This is a genomic window from Shewanella decolorationis S12 (assembly GCF_000485795.1).
Lineage (GTDB): Bacteria > Pseudomonadota > Gammaproteobacteria > Enterobacterales > Shewanellaceae > Shewanella > Shewanella decolorationis.
The window spans coordinates 1-16,348 of sequence record NZ_AXZL01000076.1 but is presented as its reverse complement, the minus strand read 5'-3'; the positions used below and the strand labels follow the sequence as shown (position 1 = coordinate 16,348).

The window sequence follows — 16,348 nt, the reverse complement described above, 5'->3', positions numbered from 1 at the left end:
CATTCAATATAAATCAGTCACATGAGTGAACCGCGCAGAAAACGGATGAAACGCGCTAGCAAGCTGTCCCAAATGGAGTCAATGCGTGTTTGAATTAATTGCTGGAACCAAACGCTTATCCTTAGCTTCGCCCGTCGTGATGGGTATTTTGAATGTTACTCCCGATTCTTTTTCCGACGGTGGAAAGTTCTCTTCCTTTGAATTAGCTTGCCAACATGCCGATGAGATGGTCGCCCAAGGGGCGCTTATCATCGACATCGGTGGCGAGTCGACAAGACCGGGCGCGGCCGATGTGTCGGTGCAAGATGAACTCGCACGGGTGATCCCTTTGGTGGAATATGTCGCGAAACACCATGATGTGTGGATTTCGGTCGATACCAGTAAACCGGAAGTGATGCGACAAGCGGTGAATGCCGGTGCGCATTTAATCAACGATGTCCGCGCATTATTAGAGCCTGGGGCTTTAGAGACCGCGGCACAACTGAATGTACCCATCTGTTTGATGCATATGCAGGGCGCGCCGCGCACTATGCAAACGGCGCCTGAATATCAAGACCTTGTTGCTGATGTGTCTCAATTTTTGACTGAGCGTATTCAAGCCTGCATCGAGGCGGGGATCCCGCGGGAGCGATTGCTAATCGACCCAGGTTTTGGCTTTGGTAAAACCTTAGAGCATAACTATGAACTGCTAGCGAAGTTAGAGCGTTTTGAGCAGTTTGATCTGCCGATATTGATAGGTTTATCCCGTAAGAGCATGATAGGAAACCTCCTTGCTAGACCGACCTCTGAGCGTCTAGCGGGGAGCCTTGCTGGCGCCATGATAGCGGCCCAGAAAGGGGCACATATCATTCGTGTCCATGATGTCCCTGAAACTGTCGATATGCTGAAAGTGTTACAAGCGACACAGGCATATCTATAAAGGCTATTTTTGTTAAGTATTTCATTAATATTATGATCCCAACCGAAGGGACACATTGAAGTTTGTGGGGCAATATGAGCGAACGTAAATTTTTTGGAACCGATGGTATTCGTGGCAAGGTAGGTTCAGGCCAGATGACTCCCGAGCTGGCATTAAAGTTGGGTTGGGCAGCAGGGCGGGTGTTATCCCGCAGCGGCACCAAAAAAGTGATTATTGGTAAAGATACCCGTATTTCGGGTTATATGTTTGAGTCAGCTTTAGAGGCGGGTCTTTCTGCAGCCGGCCTCAACGTGATGTTGATGGGGCCAATGCCAACACCTGCTGTGGCATACCTCACTCGCACTTTCCGCGCCGAAGCGGGGGTGGTGATCAGTGCATCCCATAATCCTTATTACGATAACGGTATTAAGTTTTTCTCAACCGATGGCAGCAAGCTGGATGATAACCTAGAGCTGGAAATTGAAGCCGAATTAGAAAAGCCCTTAGAGTGTGTTGAGTCACATCTATTGGGCAAAGTGTCACGTATTGAAGATGCGCGTGGTCGTTATATCGAGTATTGCAAGGGCAACTTCCCAGCGGATCAAACCCTCACAGGGCTAAAAATTGTGGTGGACTGTGCTCACGGTGCGACCTATCACATTGCTCCTGCGGTATTTCGTGAGTTAGGCGCTGAGGTGATTACCATTGGTGATAAGCCCAATGGCGTCAACATCAATGACAAAGTGGGCGCCACGTCCATGGCGAAAATTTGCGAAACCGTATTGACCGAAGGCGCCGATTTAGGGATTGCGCTTGATGGTGACGGCGACCGTATCATGATGGTCAACAGTCGCGGAGAGGTCATCGATGGCGACCAAATTCTCTATATTCTGGCCTGTGATGCTAAAGCCCGTGGCGTGCTGCGTGGTGGCGTTGTCGGTACGCTAATGTCTAACTTAGGTCTCGATTTAGCCTTGCAGGCCTTAGATATTCCCTTTGCCCGCTCTAAAGTGGGTGACCGTTATGTGATGGAGTTACTGAAAGAACTCGATTGGCGCATTGGCGGTGAAAACTCGGGCCATATCCTTAACCTCGACCATGGCACAACGGGAGATGGTATCGTGGCGGGTATCTTAGTGCTGGCGGCAATGCGTCGACAAAATGCCACACTAGAGCAACTCACTGCCCCGATGGAGATGTTGCCACAGGTGTTAGTTAATGTGCGCTTTGAGGGGGAACACGACCCATTAAGCTCAGATAAAGTTAAAGCCGCTCAGGCTCAGGTTGAGTCACAACTAGGTGCCCGAGGTCGCGTATTGCTACGTAAATCCGGTACTGAACCGTTAATTCGTGTGATGGTTGAAGGCGATGATCACAATACAGTGTTAGCGCACGCCAATTTAATTGCAGATGCGGTAAAATCAGCGAGCTAATCAAGTTAATCTTTCGTTGAGTGCAGCTGATACCGATTAAAAATGAAGGTGTTAGCTGCATTAATGAGCAAGAATAGGGTTTGGCGTGTAAAAAGTAAGCATTCCAACCTAATATCTGAAAAATTTCGAATTTAGCTATTGTAACTTAATAAGTGGTTCGCTATTATTCACGCCGCTTTCAGAGGAGACAGTGATGGCACTCAGACGTCCTATGGTAGCTGGCAATTGGAAGATGAACGGCAGTGCGGCATTAGCCCAAGAGTTGTTCAAGAAATTTGCCTCAAAGCTCCAAAATGATTCAGCTGAAGTGGTTTTATGCCCGCCTTCTATCTATCTAGAAAGCGTCAGGCAACTGCTAGAAGCAAACAAGGAAGCGTTAGACGGTTCACTTGTTAGGATGGGCGCTCAGAATTTAAGTCAACATGACTTTGGCGCTTATACCGGAGAAGTTTCGGGCCAGATGCTTAAAGATTGCGGATGTCGATATGTCATTATCGGACATTCAGAACGTCGCCGTATGTACGGAGAGACGAGTAATATCGTAGCGGAGAAATTCGCCGCTGCACAAAAGCACGGTTTAACCCCAATCTTATGTGTGGGTGAGTCGGGTCCAGCACGTGAAGCAAGACGTACCTTCGAGGTGATTGCGGAAGAATTGGATATAGTGATCCAGAAAAATGGCACTATGGCTTTTGATAACGCCATTATCGCTTACGAGCCATTATGGGCTGTAGGGACTGGTAAGAGCGCGACACCAGAGCAGGCACAAGAAGTACATGCGTTTATACGCAAACGCCTCTCTGAAGTGTCTCCGTTTATCGGAGAAAATATCAGGATTTTGTACGGTGGCAGTGTGACACCGAGTAATGCGGCAGATTTATTTGCCCAACCTGATGTTGATGGTGGACTGATTGGCGGTGCCAGTTTAAACTCTACCGAGTTTTTAAGTCTGTGTACCATAGCGATGAGCGCATAATATGTATGAAGTTTTAGTGGTTGTTTACTTGTTGGTTGCATTAGGTTTAATTGGCCTGATCTTAATCCAGCAAGGCAAAGGAGCTGACATGGGGGCCTCGTTTGGCGCCGGTGCATCAGGTACCTTATTCGGTTCAAGCGGTTCAGGTAACTTCCTGACACGTACAACGGCGATTCTGGCCATTGCGTTTTTCACCTTAAGTCTGCTGATTGGCAACTTAAGTGCAAACCACGCAAAAAATGAAGATGCATGGAAAAATTTAGGTGCTGATGAACAGGTAACTCAACCAGTTGATCAAGCAACCGAAAAGTCAGAAACCAAAATTCCTGACTAGTAAAAGGTGTCGCCGAGGTGGTGAAATTGGTAGACGCGCAGCCTTGAGGTGGCTGTGTCCTAACGGACGTGCGGGTTCAAGTCCCGCTCTCGGCACCATAATATAGCTAAGTGAGACGAAGTAAGCGCTGACTTAGTTATTGCAAGCAAAGACGATAGTCAATATACTTGCACACAGTTGACGCGGGGTGGAGCAGCTTGGTAGCTCGTCGGGCTCATAACCCGAAGGTCGTCGGTTCAAATCCGGCCCCCGCAACCAGCTCCTAGTAACGAATAAGATTTAAATTCGTTATGGTTTACAGGTTCTTAAAGCTAAAAACCTCGTTATTACGGGGTTTTTTGTTATCTGGACTTTTAAATTTGTCGTATCCAATACGACGCTTTACTAGGGCTATTAAGCCCTTTTTTGTTTTTTCCGGGGGTCAATTTTGGCAACATTAGAATCCAGACTGGCAGACATGCTCAAAGTGCCTGTGGAGGCATTAGGCTTCCAACTTTGGGGCATTGAATATGTACAAGCGGGTAAACATTCAATCCTGCGCGTGTTCATTGATGGTGAGAATGGTATCAATATCGAAGATTGTGCCAACGTAAGTCGCCAAGTCAGCGCTGTACTCGATGTTGAAGACCCTATTTCAACCGAATATACCTTAGAGGTTTCTTCACCAGGAGTAGATAGACCGCTGTTTAATGCTGAACAATATGCGGCCTACGTCGGTGAGGATGTCAAGCTTCAATTGACTATGCCCGTTGCGGGCAGTCGTAATTTAAAAGGCGCCATTACACAGGTTGACGGCCAAATGCTGTCACTTAATGTGAATGGTAAAGAGCTGGTTGTCGCCTTGGATAATATCCGTAAAGGCAACATCATCGCTAAGTTTTGATGGTTTCAAGGTGAACGAGGCAAGACGAAATGAATAAAGAGATTCTGCTAGTCGCTGAGGCGGTTTCAAATGAAAAGGCCGTTCCACGCGAGAAAATTTTTGAAGCGCTAGAAACTGCGCTGGCAACTGCGACCAAGAAAAAATACGAAGGCGATATCGACGTTCGTGTTTCTATCGACCGTAAAACCGGCGCCTATGAAACTTTCCGCCGCTGGATGGTTATCGACGATAACGGTGTTGCGTTAGAAAACCCATATCGCGAAATCACCTTGGAAGCTGCGCGTTTTGAAAACCCAGAAATCCAACCAGGGGATTACATCGAAGATCAGATCGAATCTGTTGCCTTTGACCGTATTACTACTCAAACCGCTAAGCAAGTGATCGTACAAAAAGTGCGTGAAGCAGAGCGTGCACAAGTGGTTGAACAGTTCCAAGATAAAGAAGGCGAGCTGATCACTGGTGTGGTGAAAAAAGCGACTCGTGAAAGCGTGGTAGTTGACTTAGGTAACAACGCTGATGGCGTATTGTTCCGTGAAGATTTAATTTCACGCGAATCTTTCCGTCCTGGTGACCGCGTACGTGCTCTGCTGTATTCAGTACGTCCTGAGGCACGCGGCGCGCAGTTATTCTTAACTCGCACTAAGCCAGACATGCTGATTGAGCTGTTCCGTGTTGAAGTACCGGAAATTGCCGATGAGCTTATTGAAGTGATGGGCGCCGCCCGTGACCCAGGTGCACGCGCTAAGATCGCCGTGAAATCAAACGACCGTCGTATCGACCCAATCGGTGCTTGCGTGGGTATGCGTGGCGCACGCGTCCAAGCGGTATCGAATGAACTTGGTGGCGAGCGTGTCGATATCGTGTTGTGGGATGATAATCCAGCACAATATGTGATCAACGCAATGGCGCCTGCCGATGTGGCTTCTATCATCGTTGATGAAGACAACCACTCAATGGATATCGCCGTTGAAGCGGAAAGTCTGGCGCAAGCCATCGGCCGTAACGGTCAAAACGTCCGTTTAGCGACTCAACTGACTGGTTGGGAACTGAACGTGATGACAGTGGAAGACATGAACAAGAAGCACCAAGCCGAGAGCGCTAAGGTGAAGAGCTTATTCATGAACGCACTGGATGTAGATGAAGATTTTGCTCAAGTACTGGCTGACGAAGGCTTTACTTCTCTCGAAGAAGTAGCTTACGTACCTGTATCTGAATTATTAGCAATTGATGGCTTCGATGAAGATATTGTTGAAGCATTACGTGAGCGTGCAAAAGCGGCGATCTCAACTCGAGCTCTCGCCTCTGAAGAAGCACTAGATGGTGTGGAGCCAAGTGAAGAGTTATTAGCACTTGAAGGTGTTGAAAGACACTTAGCCTATGTTTTAGCAAGCAAAGGTATCGTGACTCTAGAAGACTTGGCTGAACAAGGCATTGATGATTTGATCGAAATTGAAGAATTGACAGAAGAAAAAGCAGGTGCGCTGATCATGGCTGCCCGCAACATCTGTTGGTTTGGCGAAGAAGCATAAGTCGATCAACAGGGGGATTTAACTGATGGCAGATACTACCGTAGAGAAATTGGCCACGGAAGTGGGTAAAAGTGTTGAACGTCTGATTGAGCAATTCTCTCAGGCCGGAATTAAGAAAGGCCAAACTGATAACGTGTCTGAAGCTGAGAAGCAACAGTTACTGGATTATCTGAAGAAGCAGCATGGCGGCGAAAGCGCACCGACTAAAATGACACTGCAACGTAAAACCGTATCGACCCTGAGTGTGGCCGGTAATGGTGGTCAATCTAAAGACGTCAAAGTGGAAGTGCGTAAAACCCGTACTTTCGTAAAACGTGACGTGAGCGAAGCGGTTCTAAAAGCTGAAGAAGAAGCGAAGGCAAAAGCCGAAGCAGAAGCTAAGGCGAAAGCCGAAGCCGAAGCCAAGGCAAAAGCGGAAGCCGAAGCTAAGGCGAAAGTTGAAGCCGAAGCCAAGGCAAAAGCCGAAGCAGAAGCCAAGGCAAAAGCGAAAGCCGCAGCTGATGCTAAAGTGACTAAAGACGCTTCACCAGAAGTTGAAGCAGCTCGTTTAGAAGCTGAGCGTTTAAAAGCCGCACAAGCCGAGGCCGCCAAGCGTAAGCAAGATGAAGAAGCGGCTAAAGCAGCTGAAAAAGCGCGTCTGTTAGCGGAAGAAAACTCTAAGCGTTGGGACGAAGAAGAGCGTCAACGTAAAGAGGCTGAACGTTACAGCGATCACCATATCACGACCTCTAAAGTGGCCCGTGCTGCTGAAGATTCATCGGATATGGATGAAGAAAAACGTGGTCGTCGTGCACGTAACAAAAATACCGCCAAGACTAAACGTGGTGGTAAAGATGCCCGTGACGGTCGCGAAAAACACATGCGTAACCGCAGCACTGCGCCAGAATCAATGGCGCACGGCTTTAACAAGCCTGTTGCTGCCGTGACCCGTGATGTGCGTATCGGCGAAACCGTTACTGTGGCAGAACTTGCCCACTTAATGGCGGTTAAAGCGACTGAAATCATCAAACAAATGATGAAGATGGGTTCAATGGTGACGATCAACCAAGTGTTAGATCAAGAAACCGCCCAGTTAGTAGCTGAAGAAATGGGCCACAAAGTGGTACTGATCCGTGAAAACGAATTAGAGCAACAAGTGCTGTCTGAGCGTGATGAAGACGGTGGCGTTAAACTTGAGCCTCGTGCGCCAGTTGTGACCATTATGGGTCACGTTGACCACGGTAAAACGTCTCTGCTTGACTATATCCGCCGCGCGAAAGTCGCTGCGGGTGAGGCAGGTGGTATTACTCAACATATCGGTGCATACCATGTTGAGACCGAAAACGGCATGATCACCTTCTTAGACACTCCAGGTCACGCCGCGTTTACCGCAATGCGTGCCCGTGGTGCTAAAGCGACGGACATCGTTGTACTGGTTGTTGCTGCCGATGACGGCGTAATGCCACAAACCATCGAAGCGATTCAACACGCTAAAGCGGGTAACGTGCCATTGATTGTTGCCGTCAACAAGATGGACAAACCAGAAGCCGATATCGACCGTGTGAAGAGCGAATTAGCGCAACACGGCGTTATGTCTGAAGAGTGGGGCGGTGACAACATGTTCGCCTTCGTATCTGCGAAGACAGGTGCTGGCGTTGATGACCTACTCGAAGGCATTTTGCTGCAAGCTGAAGTATTAGAGCTTAAAGCGGTACGTGACGGCATGGCGGCAGGTGTGGTTATCGAATCACAACTGGACAAAGGTCGTGGCCCTGTGGCAACGATTCTGGTTCAAGAAGGCACACTGCGCCAAGGCGACATCGTTCTGTGTGGTTTAGAGTACGGTAAAATCCGTGCGATGAAAGACGAGAATGGCCGTTCAATCACTGAAGCGGGCCCATCTATCCCTGTTGAGATCTTAGGTCTGTCAGGTGTGCCATCAGCCGGTGATGAAGCAACTGTGGTTCGCGACGAGCGTAAAGCCCGTGAAGTAGCACTGTACCGTCAAGGTAAGTTCCGTGACGTGAAATTAGCACGTCAGCAGAAGTCTAAGCTGGAAAACATGTTCGCGAACATGACCGAAGGCGAAGTGAAGGAACTGAACATCGTTCTGAAGGCAGACGTTCAAGGTTCACTCGAAGCGATTACCGACTCCTTAATGGGTCTGTCTACCGACGAAGTGAAAGTGAACATCATCGCTCGCGGTGTGGGTGCTCTGACCGAAACCGACGCGACCTTAGCTGCAGCTTCTAACGCGATCATGGTTGGTTTTAACGTCCGTGCCGATGCACAGGCGCGTAAGACTATCGAAAGCGAAAGTGTTGACCTGCGTTACTACAGCGTTATCTATAATCTGATTGATGAAGTGAAAGCGGCGATGACGGGTATGTTGTCACCAGAATTCAAGCAACAGATTATCGGTCTGGCTGAAGTTCGTGACGTGTTCAAGTCACCAAAACTGGGCGCAATTGCCGGTTGTATGGTGACTGAAGGTACCATCAAGCGCAGCGCACCAATCCGCGTACTGCGTGATAACGTGGTGATCTTCGAAGGTGAACTCGAATCGCTACGTCGCTTTAAAGACGACGTTAACGAAGTTCGCAACGGCATGGAATGTGGTATCGGTGTTAAGAACTACAACGATGTCCGCGTGGGTGACCAAATCGAAGTATTCGAAACCGTCGAAGTGGCACGTACACTGTAACGATAAAGAGGGCGGCATTAGCCGCCCTTTCAATTTAATACATTAGCTATGGTAACTCTATTATGGCAAAAGAATTCAGTCGTACACGTCGCATAGCCCAGCAGTTGCAGCAAGAGCTGGCTGTTGTGTTACAACGCGACATGAAAGATCCCCGTATTGGCTTTGTAACCGTTAATGATGTCGATGTGTCCCGCGATTTAAGTTACGCCAAAGTTTTTGTCACCTTCTTTGAAGAAGACAAAGATGTGGTGCAAGAAAAGCTGAACGCGCTGATTGCTGCCGCTCCTTATATCCGTACTTTAGTGGCGGGTCGTATGAAGCTGAGAGTCATGCCTGAAATCCGTTTTGTGTATGACAGCTCATTGGTTGAAGGTATGCGTATGTCTAACCTCGTCAGCCAAGTCATCAACAGCGATAAAGCGAAACAACAGCAGTTTGGTAGCGCCGACGATGTAACAGACAGTGACATCGACGAAGCCGATGACACCGAAGGTAAAGCGTAATGGCGAGACGTTCGAAGGGCCGCTTTATCGACGGTATTGTGTTGTTGGATAAGGCCACTGGCATGAGCTCCAACTTTGCATTACAGCGGGTAAAGCGCTTTTTTAATGCCAACAAAGCGGGGCACACGGGTGCACTCGATCCCTTGGCAACGGGTATGCTACCAGTGTGTTTAGGCGAAGCGACAAAGTTTTCGCAGCATTTGCTGGATTCGGATAAACGTTATCTGGTCACTGCAAAACTAGGACAGCGCACTGATACCAGCGACTCTGACGGCGAAGTGGTGCAGACTCGCCCGCTTGAGTTCACTGAGGCGCAGTTAATGTCCGCCTTAGAGCATTTCCGTGGTGATACCCTGCAAGTGCCCTCAATGTATTCGGCGCTGAAATACCAAGGCCAGCCTTTGTATAAGTATGCCCGCGAGGGGATTGAAGTGCCGCGCGAGGCGCGTCCAATCACAGTCTTTGAGCTGAATTTCATTGGTCTTGAAGGCGATGAGCTGACCTTAGACATTCATTGCTCTAAGGGCACGTATATTCGCACTATTATCGATGATTTAGGTGAGATGCTCGGTTGTGGTGCCCATGTGATTATGCTGCGCCGTACTCAAGTTGCCCATTATCCCTACGACAAAATGGTCACTCTTGAGCAGCTCGAAGCCTTAGTCGCTAAGGCGCAGGAGGAGCAGCTTGACCCAAGCAGCTTGCTGGACTCGCTGTTGCTGCCTATGGATACGGCGGTTGCTGACTTTCCCGAGGTCAATGTGCCTGATGCGAGCGCAGCTTACCTTATGCAAGGTCAGGCAGTACGAGTCTCAGGGCTCGTTGCAGATACACTAGTGCGGATTACCTTAGGAAGTGAGCGTCGTTTTGTCGGTATCGGCGAGATGAATGAAGATGGTTTACTGGCGCCTAAGCGTTTAGTCGTGTTACATGACCAAGCTAAAGCATCTTAATTGATTATCTTGGGTTATTAATCCATCGCATTTATTGCGCGCGCCAAGGTTTATGGGTAGAATAGCGCGCCCTCTGGCTGAGTTAGTGATCGGCTAGAGATTCACATTTTATATTTGGAGAGACACATGTCACTAAGTACTGAAGCGAAAGCAAAGATCCTGGCTGAATTTGGCCGTGGCGCAAACGACACTGGTTCAACTGAAGTTCAAGTTGCGCTGTTAACTGCTCAAATCAACCATTTGCAAGATCACTTCAAAGAGCACATCCACGATCACCACTCTCGTCGTGGTCTGTTACGCATGGTTAGCGCTCGTCGTAAGTTATTAGCTTACCTGAAGCGTACTGAAGCAGCGCGTTACAATGAGCTGATCCAAAAGTTAGGTTTACGTCGTTAATCACGCGTTTTCTGACGTAAAAAAGGAGGCTAAGCCTCCTTTTTTATTGCCTCAAATTTGCTGCTTGAATATAGATATTAAGCGCCACGTAATCCATCAATAGCGCTGATTGTGGCCGTTTGGCTTGCGATATACAACGCTTCAAACTCTGCCTGTGGTAACGGTTGGCTAAAGTAGAAGCCTTGACCAATTTGACATTGATTTTGTTTAAGCCAGTCGAGTTGCATCTCGTTTTCAATCCCTTCGGCCACAATCGTCAGATTCAATTGTTTACCTAACATCAAAATGGTCGAGGCAATCGCGCTGTCTCCCGGTAAGTCCGAAACAAAGCAGCGGTCAATTTTCATGGTAGTGATCGGCAGATGGCGCAGATAAGAAAGTGAAGAGTAGCCGGTACCAAAGTCATCGACGGCAATACCAAACCCCGCTGATTTGAGCTGCTCTAACTTGTTTATCGCAAGCTCAATGTCATTCATTAACGATGTTTCGGTGATTTCAATTTCGAGCAATTCTGGCTGGACTTGGTAGCGCAGCGCCATTTGTTTGATATCCGACACTAGACTCGCATCAGCAAATTGTTGCGAAGCAACGTTAATGGCAATAGGGATTGCATAGTTATATTTTTTCTGCCATTCACGTAATACGCGGCAGCTCTGCTCGATTACCCAGCGGCCAATAGGAATAATAATACCCGTTTCTTCCGCCACAGGGATAAAGGACATAGGGCTAATTAAGCGACCCTCTTTTTGCCAACGGATCAAAGCCTCACAGGCTGTAATTTTACCCGTCTGTAAATCCAGCTTTGGCTGAAAGTAGAGCAAGAATTCATTATTTTTTAACGCATCATGCAATGATGCTTCGGTACGCAGTCGTACGGCCGCACGCTCGGTCATTTGTTGCTTGAAGAAAGCCCATTGATTCGACCCCGCAGCCTTTGCGCTGTACATTGCGATGTCGGCATGGCGGATAAGATCTTCGGCACTATTGCCATCTTCTGGATAGATAGAAATCCCAATCGATGCCGCAGGGTGAATGGCATGTTCGTTTAACTGAATAGGCACATTGAGTTGTACTAATAGTTTATCGACAAAGTCCGCCGCTTGGTCTGGGGAGTGAACTGAGTCAGCTAAAATGACAAACTCATCACCGCCAAGGCGCGATACAGTGCCTTTATCACCGACGACGCGTTCAAGGATGCGAGCGATGCGTGCCAGAAATTGATCGCCCAACGCGTGGCCAAGGGAGTCATTGATATTTTTAAAGCGATCTAGGTCGATAAACATTAATGCAAAATTACGTTTATGTACTCGCGAGCGCTGGATTGTCACTGCGATCGTTTCAAGTAACAGAGTTCTATTTGGCAAGCCAGTGAGAGGGTCGCGAGTTGCCATCTTACGTAATTTGGATTGTGTCTGGCTGAATTGAATAAGAATTTGATTAAACTTCGATGTCACCAAGCCAAGCTCGTCATCCTTATGGGCATTTGACATCGGCAGCAGGTTTTCATCGGGTGAATCGGGGGAAATTTTATCGATCGCTTCACTTATTCGAGCTATCGGTTGGGTTAAAAAACGGTGGAAGACAACGGATAACACTAAGGTGAGTAACAGCGCGCGGGCTAAGGTAGCAAAAAAGCTGAATCTTAATTGGCTAAAGAGGGTGTTGGTCAGTTCTTGTGTGTCATAAAAAATGGTGAGAGTACCGATGAGTTGCTGTTTTTGAGTGCCTTCAAAGTAAAATGGCCGGTATAGGGGGCGCGAAATTTCCTTCAAATCATCGAAAAGTTTGTTGCTAAGGCTGATAAAGGTTTGTGAACTGTTCGTCTTATTATTGCTAACTGAAACAAACATCGAGCCATCATCGAGTTCTATCACTGCTGAGCCAACATGCTCAACTTTTATTGCCCCTTCAAGGGTTTGCCTTGCGAGATTATCATCCAATGCCCATACGGCATTAGCTGCGGGTTGTTCAACGGAATCCAGTAATTCTTGCTGAGTGGTAGTTAACTGTTGCTTAGTGGATATTACGACAAGAGCGATTTCAACAATAAAAATAGCGATAGCAAAAAATAACGCTGTAAAAACGACGAGGTTAGTTTGTTTCCAAGTTAGGGATTTAAAGCGACCCGTCATTCAGCTCTTCCTTTTATTGTTGTTTTCACCAGAGGGAATCGTCCTGTCACAATTGAGCATAACTCTTTGTTGATTTAACCACTTTAGTGAAAAGATAACACTTTGTCATCATTATCTGCTCTTTATCTATTGTTCCTAATTGCAGTATACTTACGCGCGTAATTCAAGGTCATTAATTAAGGAATGGGTCACGTGAATCCAATTGTAAAGAGTTTTGAGTATGGTCAACATACAGTCACCCTGGAAACAGGTGTCATTGCACGTCAAGCAGACGCTGCCGTTTTAGCTAGCATGGGCGACACGACAGTGTTAGTCACTGTTGTTGGTAAAAAAGATGCTGAAGCTGGCCGTGACTTCTTTCCTCTGACTGTTAACTATCAAGAAAAGAGCTACGCTGCGGGTAAAATTCCTGGTGGTTTCTTTAAGCGTGAAGGCCGTCCTTCAGAAGATGAGACATTAATCGCTCGCCTGATCGACCGTCCAATTCGTCCTCTTTTCCCTAATGGTTTCACCAACGAAGTTCAAGTTATCATCACTGTTGTATCTGTCGATCCACAAATCGAGCCGGATATTATTTCGATGATCGGTACTTCGGCTGCGCTTGCCATTTCGGGTATCCCATTCAGCGGTCCATTAGGCGCGGCACGTGTGGGTTACATCAATGGCGAATACGTGCTGAACCCAACTGTGACTCAGTTAGAAAGCAGCCAATTAAACTTGGTTGTTGCTGGTACTGAGAGCGCGGTATTGATGGTTGAGTCAGAAGCTCAAGCCTTACCAGAAGAAGTGATGTTAGGCTCTGTGGTTTATGGTCATGACCAACAACAAGTGGTTATCAAAGCGATTGCAGAATTCAAAGCAGAAGCGGGTAAACCTGCTTGGAATTGGACTGCACCAGTTGCCAATGAAGCCTTAGTTGCTCAAGTTAAAGAATTAGCTGAAGCGGGTTTAGCACAAGCGTACCAAATTCAAGTAAAGCAAGAGCGTTATGCTCAAGTTGCAGTGGTTAAAGCCGCGGCAAAAGAAGCGCTGCTGGCTGCAAACCCAGAAGTGGATTTACGTGAAGTTGACGGTCTGCTCGGTAGCTTAGAGAAGAAAGTGGTTCGTGGTCGCATCATCCGTGGTGAGCCGCGCATCGACGGACGTGAGCCAGACATGGTTCGCGCATTAAGCGTATTAGCTGGCGTATTACCACGTACTCACGGTAGTGCACTGTTTACCCGTGGCGAAACTCAAGCACTGGTGACTTGTACTTTAGGTACTGAGCGTGACGCTCAGAAGATTGATAGCATTATGGGCGAGCGCACCAGCCGCTTTATGCTGCACTACAACTTCCCTCCTTACTCTGTGGGTGAAACAGGTATGGTGGGTTCACCTAAGCGTCGCGAAATTGGCCACGGCAAGTTAGCATGGCGCGGTATCAACGCGGTTATGCCAACGGCTGAAGAATTTCCATACAGTGTTCGCGTGGTTTCTGAAATCACAGAATCTAACGGTTCAAGCTCTATGGCTTCAGTGTGTGGTACTTCTCTGGCGCTGATGGATGCGGGTGTGCCCATCAAGACTTCTGTAGCGGGTATCGCTATGGGTCTAGTGAAAGAAGGCGATGACTTCGTTGTTCTGTCTGACATCTTAGGTGATGAAGACCACTTAGGTGATATGGACTTCAAAGTAGCTGGTACTCGTGATGGTGTGACTGCACTGCAGATGGACATCAAGATCGAAGGTATCACCAAAGAAATCATGGAAATTGCACTGCAACAAGCCTACGGCGCACGTGTACATATCCTGAACGTGATGGACCAAGCGATTGGTTCGCACCGTGATGATATCTCTGACCACGCTCCACGTATCACAACTATCAAGATCAACCCAGAGAAGATCCGTGATGTTATCGGTAAAGGCGGCGCGGTAATTCGTGCTCTGACCGAAGAAACTGGCACCACTATCGAACTGGAAGATGACGGTACTGTGAAGATTGCTTCGTCAAATGGCGATGCAACCCGTGAAGCGATTCGTCGTATCGAAGAAATCACTTCAGAAGTTGAAGTGGGTCGTATCTACAACGGTAAAGTTATCCGTATCGTTGACTTCGGTGCCTTTGTGAACATTCTGCCAGGTAAAGATGGTTTAGTGCACATTTCGCAAATCAGCGATGAGCGTGTTGCTAACGTCTCTGACCACCTTGAACTAAACCAAGAAGTGACTGTTAAAGTTATGGAAGTGGATCGTCAAGGCCGTGTACGTCTGTCAATCAAAGAAGCACAGACGAAAGAACCTGCTGCTGAGTAATCGTCTTTATTGACATTATCGGCGTCAGTTTCGACATGACCTGACCAAAAGGAGATCAATTGATCTCCTTTTTGTTTGTTTGGGTTTAATAAAGTTGTGTTTAATGCTATTCCTCAATAGCAGTCCAGTTGTGGGATTGCTATCATGAACATTCTTCTGCGTTAGTTGGGAATCTAAAAAGGTAGAAATGGATGAGTCTTAAAATTAGAACCGCTGTTGTTGCTGTGCTGGCGGGTGCCAGCTTGATGTTGGCTGGATGTGCGACCACTAAGTCTCCCTTAGACAACCAAAATGACCTTGAAGGCAAGTTAGTCATCGCCCCCGTGATGCCAGACTATAAAGTTGAAGTCACCCTTGCCAAGCTGAATGAGATTTTATCGGCGGTTGAGCTAACCAACGAGCAGCGTGCACGTTTTCATTACGATCGCGGCGTGATTTACGACAGTGTTGGTTTACGCTTAATGGCGCGCATTGATTTTATGCAGGCACTTAAACTGCAACCCGACTTAGCCGATGCCTATAATTTCCTTGGAATTTATTACACCCAAGAAGGTGAATACGATAGCGCCTATGAGGCATTTGACGGTGTATTAGAGCTGTCACCAAACTATGATTATGCCTACTTAAATCGCGGTATCGCGCTTTATTATGGCGATCGGAACGATCTCGCCTTAAAAGATATGCAGGCATTTTATGCCGGCGATAGTAAAGATGGTTACCGCGCTCTGTGGTTATACCTCATCCAGTCGAAAGATAATGCCGAAGAAGCCAAACGTCAGTTACTAGAGCACCGCAAGGGGCTGGAAGCCGATGCTTGGTCAACCGTGATTGTTGATTATTACCTCGGTGCTAAGAGTCGTGAGCAGGTATTTGCCGATGCCAAGTTAGGCCTGACTCATCCGAAAGAATATGCTGAGCGTCTATGTGAAGCCTATTTCTACCTCGCCAAAATCGAAATCGCCAAGAAGCAATACCAAGAGGCGGCGAATTATTTCCGTTTGGCCCTTGCGACCAATATTTATGACTTTGTTGAGCACAGATACGCGCGAATCGAGCTAGCAAAAGTTAAAGGTTTGCTCGAAGGTACAAAATAAGCTATATCGCCCGAGGCTCATCTCGGGCTTTACCTAGCCAAGTACGCACTGAGGCGCTATAATTTGCGCCTTTTTTAGCGATACGAGTGCATAGGTTAAATGTCAGGCAATAAAGTAGAGGTCGATAAACGTCGCACCTTCGCGATTATATCGCACCCTGATGCCGCCCAGCCTTTCAACGCTTAAAACCACCTTTCATTGCACACCACAATCACATCTCTACGTACTGAATTTAAAGGCTT

Annotated in this window: 13 protein-coding genes and 2 tRNA genes; 14 read left to right on the top strand and 1 reads right to left on the bottom strand. The window is 47.6% G+C overall.

Annotation, left to right across the window (positions count from 1 at the left end; all coding sequences use genetic code 11):
• Positions 1-85 precede the first annotated feature (85 nt).
• The 12 genes from folP (at position 86) to rpsO (ending at position 10,588) form a co-directional block, all read left to right on the top strand.
• On the top strand, positions 86-919 hold the full coding sequence (gene folP, locus SHD_RS17080) for a dihydropteroate synthase (RefSeq protein ID WP_023268279.1): 834 nt from the start codon (positions 86-88) through the stop codon (positions 917-919).
• A gap of 74 nt (positions 920-993) precedes the next feature.
• A complete protein-coding gene (glmM, locus tag SHD_RS17075) occupies positions 994-2,331 on the top strand; it encodes a phosphoglucosamine mutase (RefSeq protein WP_023268278.1) in 1,338 nt (445 codons plus the stop codon).
• A 193-nt stretch (positions 2,332-2,524) separates the two neighbouring features.
• Complete coding sequence (gene tpiA / locus SHD_RS17070; RefSeq protein WP_011071430.1) at positions 2,525-3,307, top strand: triose-phosphate isomerase; 783 nt, start codon at positions 2,525-2,527, stop codon at positions 3,305-3,307.
• 1 nt (position 3,308) lies between these two features.
• Positions 3,309-3,641, top strand: a complete 333-nt coding sequence (gene secG / locus SHD_RS17065; protein WP_011716140.1) for a preprotein translocase subunit SecG — start codon at positions 3,309-3,311, stop codon at positions 3,639-3,641.
• Between the two features lie 11 nt (positions 3,642-3,652).
• Positions 3,653-3,739 (top strand) — tRNA-Leu (locus SHD_RS17060).
• An 83-nt stretch (positions 3,740-3,822) separates the two neighbouring features.
• Positions 3,823-3,899, top strand: a tRNA-Met gene (locus tag SHD_RS17055).
• A 169-nt stretch (positions 3,900-4,068) separates the two neighbouring features.
• On the top strand, positions 4,069-4,524 hold the full coding sequence (gene rimP, locus SHD_RS17050; RefSeq protein ID WP_039978622.1) for a ribosome maturation factor RimP: 456 nt from the start codon (positions 4,069-4,071) through the stop codon (positions 4,522-4,524).
• Between the two features lie 29 nt (positions 4,525-4,553).
• Positions 4,554-6,053: a transcription termination factor NusA gene (gene nusA / locus SHD_RS17045; RefSeq protein WP_023268275.1), complete on the top strand. Its 1,500-nt coding sequence runs from the start codon at positions 4,554-4,556 to the stop codon at positions 6,051-6,053.
• Positions 6,054-6,078: 25 nt separating this feature from the next.
• Entirely contained in the window at positions 6,079-8,736 is a 2,658-nt protein-coding gene (gene infB, locus SHD_RS17040) for a translation initiation factor IF-2 (protein WP_023268274.1), read from the top strand.
• A 62-nt stretch (positions 8,737-8,798) separates the two neighbouring features.
• The gene (gene rbfA / locus SHD_RS17035; protein ID WP_023268273.1) at positions 8,799-9,239 is read left to right on the top strand and encodes a 30S ribosome-binding factor RbfA; all 441 of its coding nucleotides are present in this window, start codon (positions 8,799-8,801) and stop codon (positions 9,237-9,239) included.
• Complete coding sequence (gene truB, locus SHD_RS17030; RefSeq protein WP_023268272.1) at positions 9,239-10,192, top strand: tRNA pseudouridine(55) synthase TruB; 954 nt, start codon at positions 9,239-9,241, stop codon at positions 10,190-10,192. Before rbfA ends, truB begins: the two co-directional genes overlap by 1 nt.
• Positions 10,193-10,318: 126 nt before the next feature.
• Positions 10,319-10,588 (top strand): 30S ribosomal protein S15, encoded by a 270-nt coding sequence (rpsO, locus tag SHD_RS17025; protein ID WP_011621820.1) that lies wholly within the window; start codon positions 10,319-10,321, stop codon positions 10,586-10,588.
• A gap of 77 nt (positions 10,589-10,665) precedes the next feature.
• Here rpsO and SHD_RS17020 read toward each other — a convergent pair whose 3' ends face one another.
• Positions 10,666-12,720 carry a putative bifunctional diguanylate cyclase/phosphodiesterase gene (locus SHD_RS17020; protein ID WP_023268271.1) on the bottom strand — a complete coding sequence of 685 codons (2,055 nt, stop codon included), beginning with the start codon at positions 12,718-12,720 and terminating at the stop codon, positions 10,666-10,668.
• Between the two features lie 192 nt (positions 12,721-12,912).
• Here SHD_RS17020 and pnp point away from each other — a divergent pair, with 192 nt between their 5' ends.
• Together pnp and nlpI are read left to right on the top strand one after the other, a co-directional pair.
• A complete protein-coding gene (gene pnp, locus SHD_RS17015; RefSeq protein WP_039978621.1) occupies positions 12,913-15,012 on the top strand; it encodes a polyribonucleotide nucleotidyltransferase in 2,100 nt (699 codons plus the stop codon).
• A 191-nt stretch (positions 15,013-15,203) separates the two neighbouring features.
• Positions 15,204-16,106 (top strand): lipoprotein NlpI, encoded by a 903-nt coding sequence (nlpI, locus tag SHD_RS17010; RefSeq protein WP_023268269.1) that lies wholly within the window; start codon positions 15,204-15,206, stop codon positions 16,104-16,106.
• The last annotated feature ends 242 nt before the right edge of the window (positions 16,107-16,348 follow it).